The sequence below is a fragment of the Georgenia sp. Z2081 genome (assembly GCF_055326445.1).
In genome coordinates, this window is the sequence record NZ_JBUZNK010000013.1 from 30,088 (window position 1) to 44,745 (window position 14,658).

General features: G+C 72.6%; 11 protein-coding genes. 2 read left to right on the forward strand and 9 right to left on the reverse strand.

Going from position 1 to position 14,658, the window contains the following annotated elements:
* Positions 1-4: 4 nt before the first annotated feature.
* From ACZLKG_RS14705 to ACZLKG_RS14730, 6 genes are all read right to left on the reverse strand, one after another.
* Positions 5-1,165: a calcium:cation antiporter gene (locus tag ACZLKG_RS14705; RefSeq protein ID WP_463649122.1), complete on the reverse strand. Its 1,161-nt coding sequence runs from the start codon at positions 1,163-1,165 to the stop codon at positions 5-7.
* 342 nt (positions 1,166-1,507) lie between these two features.
* Positions 1,508-2,872: a glycosyltransferase family 4 protein gene (locus ACZLKG_RS14710; RefSeq protein WP_463649123.1), complete on the reverse strand. Its 1,365-nt coding sequence runs from the start codon at positions 2,870-2,872 to the stop codon at positions 1,508-1,510.
* Complete coding sequence (locus tag ACZLKG_RS14715) at positions 2,869-4,215, reverse strand: ABC transporter ATP-binding protein (RefSeq protein WP_463649124.1); 1,347 nt, start codon at positions 4,213-4,215, stop codon at positions 2,869-2,871. Before ACZLKG_RS14715 ends, ACZLKG_RS14710 begins: the two co-directional genes overlap by 4 nt.
* Positions 4,212-5,045, reverse strand: a complete 834-nt coding sequence (locus tag ACZLKG_RS14720) for an ABC transporter permease (RefSeq protein ID WP_425709201.1) — start codon at positions 5,043-5,045, stop codon at positions 4,212-4,214. The genes ACZLKG_RS14715 and ACZLKG_RS14720 overlap by 4 nt, the downstream gene beginning before the upstream one ends.
* Before the next feature lie 171 nt (positions 5,046-5,216).
* On the reverse strand, positions 5,217-6,410 hold the full coding sequence (locus ACZLKG_RS14725; protein ID WP_425709202.1) for a C40 family peptidase: 1,194 nt from the start codon (positions 6,408-6,410) through the stop codon (positions 5,217-5,219).
* Positions 6,411-6,748: 338 nt separating this feature from the next.
* Entirely contained in the window at positions 6,749-8,782 is a 2,034-nt protein-coding gene (locus tag ACZLKG_RS14730; protein ID WP_463649125.1) for an N-acetylmuramoyl-L-alanine amidase, read from the reverse strand.
* A gap of 124 nt (positions 8,783-8,906) precedes the next feature.
* On the opposite strand from ACZLKG_RS14730, the gene ACZLKG_RS14735 reads away from it, so the two are divergent.
* The gene (locus ACZLKG_RS14735) at positions 8,907-10,229 is read left to right on the forward strand and encodes a UDP-glucose dehydrogenase family protein (protein ID WP_463649126.1); all 1,323 of its coding nucleotides are present in this window, start codon (positions 8,907-8,909) and stop codon (positions 10,227-10,229) included.
* 29 nt (positions 10,230-10,258) lie between these two features.
* Positions 10,259-11,251 carry a dTDP-glucose 4,6-dehydratase gene (gene rfbB / locus ACZLKG_RS14740; protein ID WP_425709205.1) on the forward strand — a complete coding sequence of 331 codons (993 nt, stop codon included), beginning with the start codon at positions 10,259-10,261 and terminating at the stop codon, positions 11,249-11,251.
* A 159-nt stretch (positions 11,252-11,410) separates the two neighbouring features.
* Here the strand turns inward: rfbB and ACZLKG_RS14745 are convergent, their stop codons facing one another.
* The 3 genes from ACZLKG_RS14745 to galE form a co-directional block, all read right to left on the reverse strand.
* Complete coding sequence (locus ACZLKG_RS14745) at positions 11,411-12,160, reverse strand: hypothetical protein (RefSeq protein WP_425709206.1); 750 nt, start codon at positions 12,158-12,160, stop codon at positions 11,411-11,413.
* A 542-nt stretch (positions 12,161-12,702) separates the two neighbouring features.
* On the reverse strand, positions 12,703-13,614 hold the full coding sequence (locus tag ACZLKG_RS14750; protein WP_463649127.1) for a glycosyltransferase: 912 nt from the start codon (positions 13,612-13,614) through the stop codon (positions 12,703-12,705).
* The gene (gene galE / locus ACZLKG_RS14755; RefSeq protein WP_463649128.1) at positions 13,611-14,600 is read right to left on the reverse strand and encodes a UDP-glucose 4-epimerase GalE; all 990 of its coding nucleotides are present in this window, start codon (positions 14,598-14,600) and stop codon (positions 13,611-13,613) included. The genes ACZLKG_RS14750 and galE overlap by 4 nt, the downstream gene beginning before the upstream one ends.
* Between the last annotated feature and the right edge of the window lie 58 nt (positions 14,601-14,658).

The window sequence follows — 14,658 nt, forward strand, 5'->3', positions numbered from 1 at the left end:
CGCGTCACGCGAAGACGGCCAGCACGTAGACCGCGAAGAGCACGAGGTGGGCCGCGCCGTGCATCGCGGTGACGCGCCGCCCGGAGAACGTCGTGACCGACAGCGCCAGCGCGACGCCCACGAGCAGGAGGTTCGCCGGCGACTCTGCGAGCACCACCTGCTGCCCCGTGACCGCGCCGATGACGAGGACCGCCGGGATCGTCAGCCCGACCGTGGACACCAGCGCGCCGTGGCAGAGGTTGCTCACGCGCTGCACCTCGCCGGCGAGCGCCGCTCGGACCGAGGTGATCGACTCCGGGAGGAACACGATGCAGGCGATGAGCAGTCCGGACAGGGCGACGGGCGCGCCGAGGCGGCCCAGGCCGTCGTCGAGGAGCGCCGCCATGTCGTGCGAGAGCAGGACGATCGGCAGGACGGTGACGACGAGCAGCGCGAAGCGCAGGAGGATCTCGGTGCGGTGCGCGGCGAAGGTCTCGGCCAGGTTCGACGGTCCGCCGGCGTCCCGGTGCGCGCCGGCGTCCCGGTCCGCCGCGGGCCGTACGCGGGGGTCGACCTCCCGGAAGTCGTTCGCCTGCGCACCCGTCTGGCGCCAGAGGAAGAACGCGTAGAGCACCACCGTCAGCCCGACGACGACCACCGCCTGTCCGCCGGTGTACGACCCGCCGTCGCCGATCACTGCCGGTACGGCGAACGCCAGCGCCGCGAGCACCACGAGCATCGCCAGGTACGCGGACGTACCGGTGCGGTTGTGCTCGAGGTCCCCGTGCCTCAGCCCGCCGGCGAGCAGGGACAGCCCGACGACGGCGCACAGGATGATCATCGCCACCGCCATGACGGAGTCGCGGGCGATCGTCGTGTGGTCGCCGGGGCCGAGCATGACGGCCGAGATGAGCACGACCTCGATGACGACGATCGACAGCGTGAGGACGAGCGAGCCGTACGGGTCGCCGAGGCGCCGGGCGAGGTGCTCGGCCTCCCGGACCACGCCGAACGCGCACAGGAGGATGACGCCGACGATCGCCGCAAGCGCGCCGGCGAGCAGCGGGGCGGGGACGGGTGGCTCGAGCAGGGGGCCGGCGAGCGCGAGAGCGACGACGGCGAACCACCCGATCGCGAGGCGCCCGATGGCGGTGGGGGTGAGGACCGTCCGGACCGTGGTGGACATCAGCTGATCTGTCCCGTTCCACGGGGCCGTCCCCGTGCCGTGCGACACCGACGGGCCGTCCCGTCCGTGGCCGTGCCTGCGCACGCACCGGGCAGGTTACGACACTCCCGCGGAGGTGTCCGTATCGCCGGTCACCACCGGCTGCGCGCAGGTACGGCCTCAGCGCCATGCGCCCAGCCCCCGGGCCCGGGCCCCGGGCCCCGGCGCCGAGTTCGGTGATCCGCCCATGAGGTAGGGGATCCGATCCCCGCACTCGTCGGCAGACCCCCGCACTGGTCGGAAGCGAGCCGCCGGATCCCCTCACTCGTCGGAAGCGAGCCGCCGGAGCCGCTCCCGCTCCCGCTACCGCCCGAGGCGCCGCCGGACCTTCCGTGCCACGCCGCCCACTCCGTCGCGGCGCAGCGTCCGCCACGCTCCCCCGGCGTCGGCACGAAGCCTGGTGGCCCGCGAGACCTGCCCGGGCTCCACTCCGGCGGCCCGCTCGGCCGCGAGCCGCTCAGCGTCCGCGGAACGGCGCGGGTCCCGGCAGAACTCCACGAGCGGGGCGAGCGCGTGCTCCCACGTCTGTGCCTCGGCCACCCGCCCGACGGCGGCGCGCACCTCGGCCGCGCGCGCCTCGTCGGTCAGCAGCCCGCTCAGGGCGTCCGCGAGCGCGCCCACGTCCTCGGCCGGCACCGCGGCGCCGAGACCCTCGGCGGTGACGAGCGCCCCGAAGTGGTCGCCGTCGGTGCACACGATCGGCAGGCCCGCCCACAGGTAGTCGAGGATGCGGGTGCGGAAGCTGAACGCGGTCTCGACGTGGTCGAAGTGCGCGGAGACGCCGACGTCGGCGTCGAGCAGGTAGTCGGCGCGCCGCTCGTAGGGCACCCAGTCCTCGTTGAAGAACACGTGGCGGCCGCTGAGCCCGAGCTCGTCGGACAGCTCGCGGGTGCGGACGGCCATCGCCATCTCGGGCACGTCCGGGTTGGGGTGCTTCATCCCGAGGAAGTACAGCCTGACGTTCGGCACGGCCTCGCGCACGCGGTCCACCGCCCGGATGACGGTGAGCGGGTCGAACCAGTTGTAGACGCCGCCGCCCCACAGGATCACCGGATCGTCGGCCGCGATACCGTCGACCGCTCCCTTGATGCCGTGCGCGCGCTGCACGGGGGCCGCGGCGTCCATGCCGAACGGGACGACGGTGATGAGGGAGCGCAGGGAGGTGTCGGCGTCGTAGGTGTCGGGGCTGACGCGGCCGGCGGCCGCGAGGTGGCCGATCCACAGGTCGCGCTGCTTGTCCGACGCGCACAGGAACAGGTCCCCGCGCCGCGCCTGGGCGCCGAGCTCGGTGAGCGCGCGGGCGAGCGCCGCGTGCCGCTCGGCTGCGGGCCGGAAGCGCTCGACCTCGAGGGACTCCAGGTGGAACGGGTCGTAGAGGTCGACGACGAGGACCACGCCCGAGTCCTGCAGCCAGTCGAACGTGGAGACGACATACCCCTGGACGACGACGACGTCGGCCGCCTCGACCTCGGCGCGGAAGCCCTCGACGGTGGTCCGCGCCGTCTCGAACCCCTCGCCCTCGCGCGAGCACCCGCCGAACGTGAGGAGACGGACGTCGTGCTCGCGGCCCAGCGCGCGGGCGATCTCGAACGCCCGGATCGCGGGGCCGGCCATCCGCTCGGCGAGAGTGTCCAGGGTGACGACGAGGATGCGTCGGCGCTCGGTCATCGCGTCTCTCCGCTCTCTCGGGCCCCGTCCGCGGGCAGGTCGGGGGTCGGGTCGACCGATTCCATGGGCACGACCGGCGACGGCCCGCTCGACCCCGACGGCCCGCTCGACCCGGCCGGCTCGAGCGGCTCCGGCGCCCCGTCGGGGACCCGCCACCCCGAGTCGGACTGGATGTAACCGCCCCACCAGCGCTCGGCGCCGTTCTCGACGACGAACCGGGCGGAGTCGCGCACCTGGTCGTAGGTGTGCTGCGTCGTCGAGTCGGTCAGCGAGGTGACGACCACGTAGCCGCCGGGCGCGAACGCCACGCGTGGCGCCACGCAGTCGATGACGCCGCGGCCGCGCACGGTCCCCAGGCGCGGGCCGTGGTCGAAGGTGTTCGACGCCCACAGGTACGTACCGTCGGTGTGCTCGACCCCGATGCCCATGACGGGGTCGGTGACCGGCTCGTGCGCGTCGTAGTGCACCCGGACGGTCATGTCCTCGCCCTGCTTGACGGGGCTGCCCGGGCCGCCAGGCCCGAAGACCTCGACCTCCTCGATGGTCAGCTCGCCGGAACCCCAGTGGGTGCGGCCGTGCTCGTCGAGCCGGGTCGAGGCGTGCGTGGAGTCGAGGTAGCGCTCGAGCACGTGGGAGGCCGGGCCGACGGCGCGCAGCTCGCCGTGGTCGAGCCACGCGGCCTGGTCGGCCATGGTGCGCAGGGTGGGCATCGAGTGCGAGACGACCACGACGGTGCGGCCCTCCCGGCGGAACTGCGCGAACTTCGCGGCGCACTTCTCCTGGAAGGCGGCGTCGCCGACGGCGAGGACCTCGTCGACGACGAGGATCTCGGGGTCGACGTGGATCGCCACGGAGAACCCGAGCCGGACGTACATGCCCGAGGAGTAGTTCTTCACCGGCTGGTCGATGAACTGCTCGACGCCGGAGAACTCGACGATGTCGTCGAACTTCTTGTCGATCTCCGGCCTCTTCATCCCCAGGATCGAGCCGTTGAGGTAGATGTTGTCCCGCCCGGACAGCTCGGGGTGGAAACCGGAGCCGACCTCGAGGAGCGCGGCCATCCGTCCGCGGGCGGTGATGCTCCCCGACGTCGGGTAGAGGATCTTCGCCAGGCACTTGAGCAGGGTGGACTTGCCCGAGCCGTTGTCGCCGACGAGCGCGAACGTCGACGCCTCGGGGATCTCCAGCGAGACGTCCTTCAGCGCCCAGAAGTCCTCGTGGACGGAGCGCCGGCGGCGCATGACGGCGGCCTTCAGCGTCTGGTTGCGCTCGTGGTACACGCGGAACCTCTTCGAGACGTCGTCGACGGTGATCGCGGCGGCGCCGCCGGTCGGGATGCTCACAGGGCCTCGGCCAGTCCCTTCTCGTGCCGGGAGAACAGGTGCGCGCCGACGACGAAGGCGCCGACGGCCCAGGCCAGGACCACCAGCGTGGTACTCAGCTCCGGCAGGCGGTTGTCGTACAGGAGGTTGCGGAAGACCTCGGCGAACTGGACCAGGGGGTTGAGCAGGTAGAGGTCGAGGATCGACACGGGCCCGACCAGGTCGCCGATCCGGTCCGACTGCTCGGCCACGAGGCGCACCGGGTAGACGATCGGCGTGAGGTAGAACCACATCTGGAACAGGATCGTCACGAAGTGCTGGGTGTCCCGGAAGTAGACGTTGGCGATCGACGCCAGCAGCCCGGCGCCCGTCGCGAAGACGGCGAAGACCCCCATCGCGAGGATCACGAGCGGCAGGAGCGGCAGCGGGTTCGCGCCGACGACGAGCAGCACGACCGTGAGGACACCCATCTCGATCGACCAGGTGAACATCCACGACGCCACGGTGGACACGATGAGGGCGCCGCGGGGGAAGTGGACCTTCTTGATGAGGTTCTCGTTGCCGACGAGCGCGTTCATCGAGCCGGTGACGACGTTGGTGAAGAACGTCCACGGCAGGAGCATGCACAGCAGCCAGATGGCGAAGATGTTCAGTCCGGACGGGTCGCCCGGGTCCGGCTGGATGCGGATGATGAAGGCGAAGACGACCGTGTAGATCGCCATGGCGGCGAGCGGGTTGGCCAGCGACCACAGCTGGCCGAGCGCCGTCCGGCTGTACTTGCCCTTGACCTCTCGCATCGTGAGGTTGACCAGCAGCTCCCTCGAGCCGCGCAGGTCGGTCAGGAACCGCACGTGCGTCCGTCCTCCCGTGGTGCCGCCGGTGCTCCGCGGGCGCGGGGCACCGACCAGGGTAGACCAGCGCCCCGCCGCACGGCTGCGACGGGGCGGAGGTCCGGTCGGGCGCCCGCGGGCGGCGGCGGCGCGCCCCGGGCGTCGGGCCCGCGGGTCAGGAGCGCAGGGCGGTCAGGAGGGCAGGACGCGCAGGTAGACCGGCTCGCCGCCGACCCACGAGTTCGGCCCCTCCCGGGTACCCATGTTCGGGTTCCAGGCGGCGACGTTCTGGCCGTCGCCGAGGTTGATGGCGACGTGGCCGGGCCACCAGATGAGGTCGCCCGGGCGCGCCTCGCTCGCGGGCACCTGCTCGTAGTGCGCGAAGGCGCCCCACATGGTGGTCCGCGGGATGGTGACGCCGAGCTGGGCGTACACGTAGTGGGCGAACCCGATGCAGTCCCAGCCCGCGGGCGTGGTGCCGCCCCAGCGGTACGGGGCGCCGATGTAGGAGCGCGCGATGTCGACGACGCGGTCGCCCCGCCAGTCGGTGGCGGGTGCCTCCTCGCGCTCCTCGCTGCGCGACGGCGGTGCGGCGGTGCGGGTGTCCCGGCGCACGCCGAGCGTGTCGACGCCGTCGCCGTCCCAGTCGCCCACCATGACGACGTCGTCGGTGCGGCCGTAGCTAACGACCTGCTCCGCGACGCCGTTGCTCAGCGAGTTGCGCAGGTGGTACTGCACGCCGCGCCGCACACCCAGGCCGTCGACCCGGTCACCGTTCCAGTCGCCGACGACGACCTGGTCGTCGGACCGCCCGTAGTCGACCACCGCGTCCGCGACACCCGTGGTGAGGGTGTTGCGCAGGAAGTACTGGTTGCCGCGGCGCACGGCGATCGAGTCCACGCCGTCGCCGTTGAAGTCGCCCACGAGCACGTCGTCGCCCGCGCGGCCGTAGTGCACGACCTGGTCGGCCGGGCCGGAGGTCACGGAGTTGCGGATGTGGAACTGGTTCCCGCGGCGCACGGCGAGGGTGTCGACGCCGTCGCCGTCCCAGTCGCCGACGAACACCTCGTCACCCGCGCGGCCGTAGTAGATCGTCGTGTGGGCGGGACGGGAGGTGTTCGACGTCGTGACGGCGAACTCCGCACCACGGCGCACCACCACGGTGTCGACCCCGTTGCCGGTGAAGTCGCCGACGTACGCCGCGCCGTCGGGGTGGCCGAACGTCATCGTCACGGCGGTGGTCCCGGGCGTGGAGCCGCTGAGGTGGTACTCGGCGCCGCTGCCGCCGATGTCGCCGCCGGCTGCCCCGGTCGCTGCGGGGGCCAGGACGACGGCGGCTGCCATCACGGTCACGGTGGCTGCGGTGAGCCGGCTCGACGTTCGCACCAGAGACACTCCTCGTTCCGGCGACCTCGTCCGGGGCGGACGTGGTTCACGCAGTGGCGGTCCGGGCACGGATCTGGTCGTCCGGCTCGGCATGGGGGGATTTCGAACGTGACCCTACGGTGATACTTCCGTGACTGGTGGTGTTCGTGAGGAGGATCACGAAAAAGTATCGGCGTGTCACGCGGCGGACACTCCGATCCGCGGTAATGGACCTCCACTACACCACCGGGGCTCATGAGGCAAATGGGACTCGTGTGGGAGGCGCGGACCCACCGCGAACGACGACGGCGGCCCGGCAGGAGCTGCCGGGCCGCCGTCGTCGCGGGAGGGGCTGCGCGTCAGCGCACCACCCCGAGGGTGTCGGTGCCGTTGCGGTCCCAGTCGCCGACGACGACCCGGTCGGTGGCCCGTCCGAACGTCACGGTGCGGTCCGCCGTGCCGGAGGTCAGGGCGTTGCGCATGAAGTACTGCGCGCCGCGGCGCACCGTGAACGTGTCCGTCCCGTTGCCGTCCCAGTCGCCGACGACGACCTGGTCGCCGGCCCGGCCGTAGTCCAGGACCGTCGAGGCGGGGCCGGCAGCCAACCCGTTGGTGAGGAAGTACCGGTTGCCCCGGCGCACGGCGAACGTGTCGCGGCCGTTGCCGGTCCAGTCGCCCACGAGGAGCTCGTCCCCGACCCGGCCGTAGGCGAACTCGACGTGCGCGGCCCCGGACCGGAGGTCGTTTCGCAGGTAGAGCACGTTGCCGCGGCGCACGCCGAGGGTGTCGACGCCGTCGCGGTCCCAGTCGCCCACGAGGAGCTCGTCGCCCGGTCGGCCGTAGTCGAGGACGATGTCCGGGACCGGGTCGTGGCCGTTGGTCAGCTCGATAGTGCTTCCGTGCCGGACACCGACCGTGTCCCGGCCGTTGCCGGTCCAGTCGCCGACGAGCACCTCGAGCCCGCGCTCGCCGAACTCGAACTCGACGTCCGCGGTCGTGGACCACGAGTTCGACAGGAAGAACCGGTTGCCCACCATGTCGCGGATCTCCGCGATCATGCCTGGCAGGGCCGCCGCCACGTAGGGGCCCGGGCAGATGGTGCGGGTCTGGTAGGCGACGTCGCGGTGGCCCATGATCGCCGGCATCGGCTGGCCGGCGTAGGCATAGGCCGTGCCGCGCGAGGTGATGCCGGTCGGGGCGTCGACGTCGACCCCGGCGAGCGAGAAGCGCCATGCGATGACGTCGCGGACGGCGTCCATGGCCGCCTGCGGCGCGGGGCCGTAGCTGAAGTCGCCCATGATCGAGACGCCGACCGTGTTCTGGTTGGCCGGAGCCGCGTGCGCGCCGATGGTCATCCGGTCGGGCGCTGCCGCGAGCGAGCCGGTCCGCCCCTCGTAGGTCCGGCCCCAGCGGTCGACGAGGAAGTTGTAGCCGATGTCCCCCCAGCCGCGGGTCTGCGCGTGGTAGTAGTAGATGCTCCGCACCACGCCCGGCGCCTCGGCGTACGTGTACGTGTTCGTCCCTGCCGTGTGGTGGACGACCGCCGCACGCAGCTCGGCGTACACGGGCGGCCAGAAGAAGTGGGCCGGGTCGGCGCCCCATCCGGCGCGGGAGATGATCGCGGGCCGGGACGCGATGACGTCCGGCTGGGCGAGGGCGTCCGGTGCGGCCTGGGCGTCCGGGGCACTCTCCGCGTCCGGGGTGCCCGGCAGGCTCTGCGCGGAGGCCGGCGCGCCCGAGACGGACTGCTCCTCGACGGCGACGGCCGGCGTGCCCGGGCCCCCCGGGGCGAGCTCGACGGCGCCGTCCACGTCGGTCGGGACGAGCGTGAGCCGCAGGTCGGCGGGCAGCTCGCCCGAGCCCGGGTCGACCTGCACCTGGACGCCGTCGGACTCGGTCGTGAGGAACGGCTCCGTGCCGCCGGGCAGGGTGTCGTCGCCGGGCGACTCCGGCTCGAGGTCGGACCACGAGGACCACTCGCCGCCCGCGCGCGTACGGACGTAGATCGAGGCGTCCTGGGCGATGGTCTCGCCGGCGGCCCAGGTGACGCCGGCCAGGTTGAAGCCCTCGGTGTCGAGCTCCTCGGTGAGGACGCTGAGGTCCCCGGACGCCTGCGCGTCCGCCACCTCCGCGTCGACCGCGTTCGGTGCGCCGCCGGGCAGCGCGCTCGCGGAGACGCGGGAGGGGTCGGCGACACCGGCGTCGGCCGAGGCCGTGGGCGCGCCGGCGTCGTCGGTGAGGGTGAGCACCTGGAGCGGGGTGGGGTCCGCGGCAGGCTCGACGGGCGCGTCCGGCGCGTCCGGCGCGTCCGCGGTGGAGTCGTCGGGCTCGGCGACGGCGGGGCTCAGGATCGCCGGCACGCTCAGGGCGGTGACCAGGGCGGACGCGAGCACCGCCCGTCGTGGTCGTCGTCGAAGGAGAAGGGCAGGGCGCTGCGCAGCAGACATCGGTACGACACCTCGGGGGAAGGACGGGGTGGGATATGGCGGTTGCCGCGCGCGACGGTACCGTGCAGACATGAGAATGTCAGTAGTCGGAACGGGTTATCTGGGCGCCGTGCACGCCGCCTGCATGGCGAGCCTGGGGCACGAGGTCGTCGGCCTCGACGTCGACGAGGCGAAGGTGGCGCTGCTCTCCTCGGGGCGGGCGCCGTTCCACGAACCGGGCTTCGACGAGCTCCTCAAGGAGCAGGTCGACTCCGGCCGGCTGACGTTCACGACCGACCCGGCCGACGTCGCGGGCGCCCGGGTCCACTTCATCGGCGTGGGCACACCCCAGGTCGAGGGCGGCTACGCCGCGGACCTCACGTACGTCGACGCCGCCGTCGACTCGCTGCTCCCCCACCTGGCGCCGGTCGACGGGCACCGTCCCCTCGTCGTCGGGAAGTCGACCGTGCCGGTGGGCACCGCGGAGCGGCTCGCCGCCCAGGTCGAGCCCGCGGGCGGCCTGCTCGTGTGGAACCCGGAGTTCCTGCGCGAGGGCTTCGCGGTCAAGGACACGATCGATCCCGACCGGATCGTCTACGGGCTGTCGAAGGACGAGACCGACGCCGCCGAGTCGAGGGCCGTGCTCGACGAGGTCTACGCCGACCTCCTCGCACGGGACATCCCGCTGGTCGTCACGGACTACGCGACCTCCGAGCTCGTCAAGGTAGCCGCCAACTCGTTCCTCGCCACGAAGATCTCCTTCATCAACGCGATGGCCGAGCTGTGCGACGCGACCGGGGCGGACGTCTCCACGCTCGCCGAGGCCATCGGGCACGACGACCGGATCGGGAGGAAGTTCCTGCGGGCCGGGATCGGGTTCGGCGGCGGCTGCCTGCCCAAGGACATCCGGGCGTTCATGGCGCGCGCGGGCGAGCTGGGCGCCGACCAGTCGCTGACGTTCCTGCGCGAGGTCGACCTCATCAACGACCGGACCCGACTGCGCGCGGTGGACCTGGCGCGCCGCGCGGTCGGCGGCACCCTGCGGGGCCGGACGGTCGCCGTGCTCGGCGCCGCGTTCAAGCCCGACAGCGACGACATGCGCAACTCACCCGCCCTGGACATCGCGCGCCGGATCCACGACGAGGGCGCCCACGTCAAGGTCACCGACCCCGCCGCCGGCCCCGTCCTGCGCGAGCGCGGCACGCGCCTGGAGGTCGTGGACTCCGCCCGCGAGGCCGCCGACGGCGCCGACGTCGTCATGCTGCTCACCGAGTGGAAGCAGTTCAAGGAGCTCGACCCCGACGAGCTCGCCGAGGTCGCCCCCGCGCGGACCATCGTCGACGGCCGCAACGCCCTGGACCCGGCCCGCTGGCGCGCCGCCGGCTGGACGTACTACGGCATCGGTCGTCCCTGACCGCCCGCCACCGAAGATCAGGAGAGACCATGCAGATCCTCGTCACCGGCGGAGCCGGCTTCATCGGCGCGAACTTCGTGCGCAGCACCGTCGCCGAGCGGCCCGACGCCGAGATCACCGTCCTCGACAAGCTCACCTACGCGGGCCATACCGCCTCCCTCGCCGGGGTCGAGCGGACCCGTCTGGTCACGGGCGACATCGCCGACCGGGACACGGTCGACCCGCTCGTGGCGGAGGCCGACCTGGTAGTGCACTTCGCCGCCGAGTCGCACAACGACAACTCGCTCGGCGACCCGAGCCCGTTCGTCACCACCAACCTCGTGGGCACGTTCCAGCTGCTCGAGGCCGTGCGTCGCCACGGTGTGCGCCTGCACCACATCTCGACCGACGAGGTGTACGGCGACCTCGAGCTGGACGACCCTGAGCGCTTCGTCGAGAGCACCCCGTACAACCCGTCCTCCCCGTACTCGGCGACGAAGGCGGGCTCGGACCTGCTCGTGCGCGCCTGGGTACGCTCCTTCGGCATCACCGCGACGATCTCGAACTGCTCGAACAACTACGGGCCCTACCAGCACGTCGAGAAGTTCATCCCCCGCCAGATCACCAACCTCATCGACGACGTGCGCCCACGCCTGTACGGCGCGGGGGCCAACGTGCGCGACTGGATCCACGTCGACGACCACAACGCGGCCGTGTGGACGATCATCGAGAAGGGCACCCCCGGGGAGACCTACCTCATCGGGGCCGACGGCGAACGGTCGAACAAGGAGGTCGTCGAGCTCATCCTCACGCAGATGGGCCGCGACTCCGGCGACTACGACCACGTCACCGACCGGCCCGGGCACGACCTGCGCTACGCCATCGACTCCACCCGGCTGCGCACCGAGCTCGGCTGGGAGCCGCGGTTCACGAGCTTCGAGGAGGGGCTGCGCGCCACGATCGACTGGTACCGGGACAACGAGGACTGGTGGCGGCCGCAGAAGGCGGCGGTCGAGGCGAGGTACGCGGCGCAGGGCCACTGACCGCGACCTCCCGACGAGTGAGGGGATACTTCCTCACGAATGAGGGGAGTCTTCCTCACGGTCGACGCAGCCGGACCGTTGCTTCGGCCGGCTCCGCGGCGCACCACGCGTGGGAGACCGCTCGGTCCCGTGTGGTTCGAGCTCGACGACGCGCGTTGGTCAGTCCTGGCGGAGGACGATCGGTTCGGGAGCCGTCCACCGCGTACGAGCAAGCTGGGACCGGCGCGGTAGTAGATCGGCGACGGGTTCGAGCGGATGCTCGAGCGAGTGCCGGAGCGTCGCTCTGATGCGTCGAACTGCGTCGGTCGCCGAGATGCCGTCGTCGCGATCGAACCGGACGACATCGTGACCGAGCGCGGTGATGGCGCGCTCACGGCGCTCCTGCTCGTGGAGCACGGTCCGTCGCTCGAGCCCGGTCATGCCGAACTTGCCCTCGCCGTCGTACTCCTGGTGGGACCATCGCGGAGATCCGTCCGGCAGGAGCCCGTCTCGGAGGGCCAGGTCGGTGAAGTAGGTGGTGCCGGGCACGACGACGGGGCACTGGGCGACGACGTCCCGACGCCCCCAGGTGAGGACCACCCATCGCAACCACGTCTCGCGCGCGGACTCGGACCACGCGACGGACCAGTCGATCACGCTCCGTGCGGACCGGGCGCCGCGGGCGCGCACCGGGAGGTTCTCGAGGCGGCGACGCCACCGGGTGCGGATCGCTCGGGCGCGACTCTCGGTCCCGGCCCGGTCGAAGCGGTCGACGGCGCTGCCGAGGGCGAGGGCGTGGTCGGCGCTGACGAGCGCATCGAGCGGGACGGTGAACCGGGACAGGTCGATGATCGTGCGGTCCATCGAGGTGACAGGTACGCCGTCGATCTCGACGATGTCCTCGTCGGGCAGCGGAAGGGTGTGCCGCACATGGTCCGGAGTGTCCCGGGTGCTCGTGTGACTCGGCGCGGTGAGCTCCGGGAGGACCGGGAACGAGCGGATGCGTAGACCGTGGAGAAGGGCGGCCGACGTGTGACTCAGGGCGTGCCTCGTCGTGGTGCGCCGGCTGACGGCGACTGCTCGTGCGGCGATGATCGAGGCGCGGCGTTCGTACGTCGGTTGGTCCTCCGGGAGGTCGACCGCCGTCGCGCGTCGGACCAGGAGGCGCTCATGGCCTGGCTCCGGCGGAGCCAGGGTGGAGCCGATCCGGTGCCGATGCTCGGAGAGCAGGGTCGGGAGATGGAGACCGCGTCTGTCGTCGAAGAAGGGCACGGCGAGACACTTGCGCGCACGGGCCACCTGCTGCCCGCCCGTGCCTCGTGGCTGTGGACGGACATGCGTCGGGCGGGCCTGAGGAGCTGGCGCGACGTGAGGCCGGTCAACGGGTGCGCCGAGCCCAGCGACCGATCAATGACCGAAGAACCCCCCTCATTCGTGAGGAGAACTCCCCTCATTCGTCACGAAGAATCCCCTCACTCGCCGGAGTGGCGGGTGAGGAGGCGGGCGCGGGCGCGCAGGCCGCCCGCGAGGGCGGCCCGCACCGGCAGCTGCCACCAGGCGTCGTACCGGGCGCGCAGGTAGCGCTCCGCGCTGCGGTGGTGCGCACGCACCATGGGCGCCGGCCGCTCGCGCCAGCTCGCGCCCTGGTCGTGGACGACGCGCGCGGACGGGACGTAGACGTTGTCCCAGCCGGCCCGCGCGAGGCGGTCCCCGAGGTCGGTGTCCTCGAAGAACATGAAGTAGCCCTCGTCGAAGCCGCCGACCTCGACGAACGCGGAGCGCCGCAGCAGCAGGCACGCGCCGGAGAGCCAGCCGACGGCCCGGTCCTCGCGGGCTCCCAGCCCGGAGCGCTGCTGGTACCGGGAGGTGAACGGGTTGCCCGGCCAGACCGGCGCGAGCACCGCGTGACCGCCACCCACCACGAGGCTCGGCAGCGCGCGCGCCGAGGCGTAGACCGTCCCGTCGAGGTTGAGGATCGTCGGCCCGAGCGCCCCCGCGCGGGCGTGGCGCTCCCCCGCCGCGAGCAGCGCGTCGAGCGAGCCCGCGCGCCACTCGACGTCGGTGTTGACGACGACGAGCCACGGCTCCTCGCCCCCGCGCGCCCCGAGGTTGGCCGCTGTGCCGTACCCGAGGTTGGCGCCCGGGCGCACGACCTCGGCGCCGTGGGCCGCCGCGACCTCGTCGACGACCTCGGGGGCCCGCCCGTTGTCGACGATCGTCAGGCGCACGCGCGCGGTGGTGGCGCCCGCGAGCGTGGCGGCGAAGGTCGCGAGCTCGTCCGGCTCGGGGTGGTAGGCGATCGTCACGACCTGGACGTCGGCCCTCGCCGCGCCCGCCGGGTCGTCCCGGCCGCCGTCCCGGTCACCGGACCGGCCGGCGCTCACCGGCTCCGCCACGCCTTCCAGGCCGACGCGACCATGTCGTCCAGGCCGAGCTCGGCGGTGAAACCGAGGAGCTCACGGGCCAGCGTCACGTCGGCCACGGACCTGGGCGGGTCGCCCGGACGCCGCGGGGCCACCACGGGCTCCGTCTCGTCGCCCGTCACCTCGCGCACCGCGGCGAGCACCTCGCGCACGGAGCTGCCCACCCCGGTGCCCACGTTGACCACCGTCGGCGAGGCGGGCTCCCCCGCCGCGCGCCGCTCGTCGGCCCCGGCGAGGTGGTCGAGCGCGAGGAGGTGGGCGCGGGCCAGGTCGACGACGTGGATGTAGTCGCGCACGCACGTGCCGTCGGGCGTGGGGTAGTCGTCCCCGAAGATCCGCGGCGGCTCGCCCGCGTCGAGCCGCTCGAGGACCATGGGGATGAGGTTCTGGACCGCGGTGTCGCCGAGCAGCGGCCCGGCGGCGCCGGCGGCGTTGAAGTAGCGCAGCGACATCGGGTCGAGCGTGCCCGCCGTGGCGGCGTCGTCGAGAATCTGCTCCCCGACGAGCTTGGTGCGGCCGTAGGGGCTCAGCGCCTGGGTGGGCGCGGTCTCGGTGAGCAGGTCGTCCTCGGAGATGCCGTACACCGAGGCCGAGGACGAGAAGACGATCCGCCGGCAGCCGCTGGACTCCATCGCGCGCACGACGGTCAGCAGGCCTCCGACGTTCTGCTTCCAGTACCAGGTGGGGCGCTCGACGGACTCCCCCACCTGCTTGCGGCCGGCGAAGTGCACGACGGCGTCGATCTTCCGCTCCGCCATCACCTTGGCGAGGAGCTCCTCGGCCCCGTCGTCGGCGAGGTCGAGCGTGACGAGGGTGACGCCGTCGATCCGCTCGGCGATGCCGGTGCTCAGGTCGTCGACGACGACGACGTCCTCACCGCGCTCCCGGAGCTGGGCGACCACGTGCCCGCCGATGTAGCCGGCACCGCCGGTGATGAGGACAGCCATGGTGTCAGGCTATCCGCGCGGACGCCCCGCGCGTGGCAGGCGCAGGCGCATGGCAGGC

Coding starts and splice junctions, on each gene's coding strand:
- ACZLKG_RS14705 (WP_463649122.1), bottom strand. CDS start 1,165: ATGTCCACCACGGTCCGGACGGTCCTCACCCCCACCGCCATCGGGCGC.
- ACZLKG_RS14710 (WP_463649123.1), bottom strand. CDS start 2,872: ATGACCGAGCGCCGACGCATCCTCGTCGTCACCCTGGACACTCTCGCC.
- ACZLKG_RS14735 (WP_463649126.1), top strand. CDS start 8,907: ATGAGAATGTCAGTAGTCGGAACGGGTTATCTGGGCGCCGTGCACGCC.
- rfbB (WP_425709205.1), top strand. CDS start 10,259: ATGCAGATCCTCGTCACCGGCGGAGCCGGCTTCATCGGCGCGAACTTC.
- galE (WP_463649128.1), bottom strand. CDS start 14,600: ATGGCTGTCCTCATCACCGGCGGTGCCGGCTACATCGGCGGGCACGTG.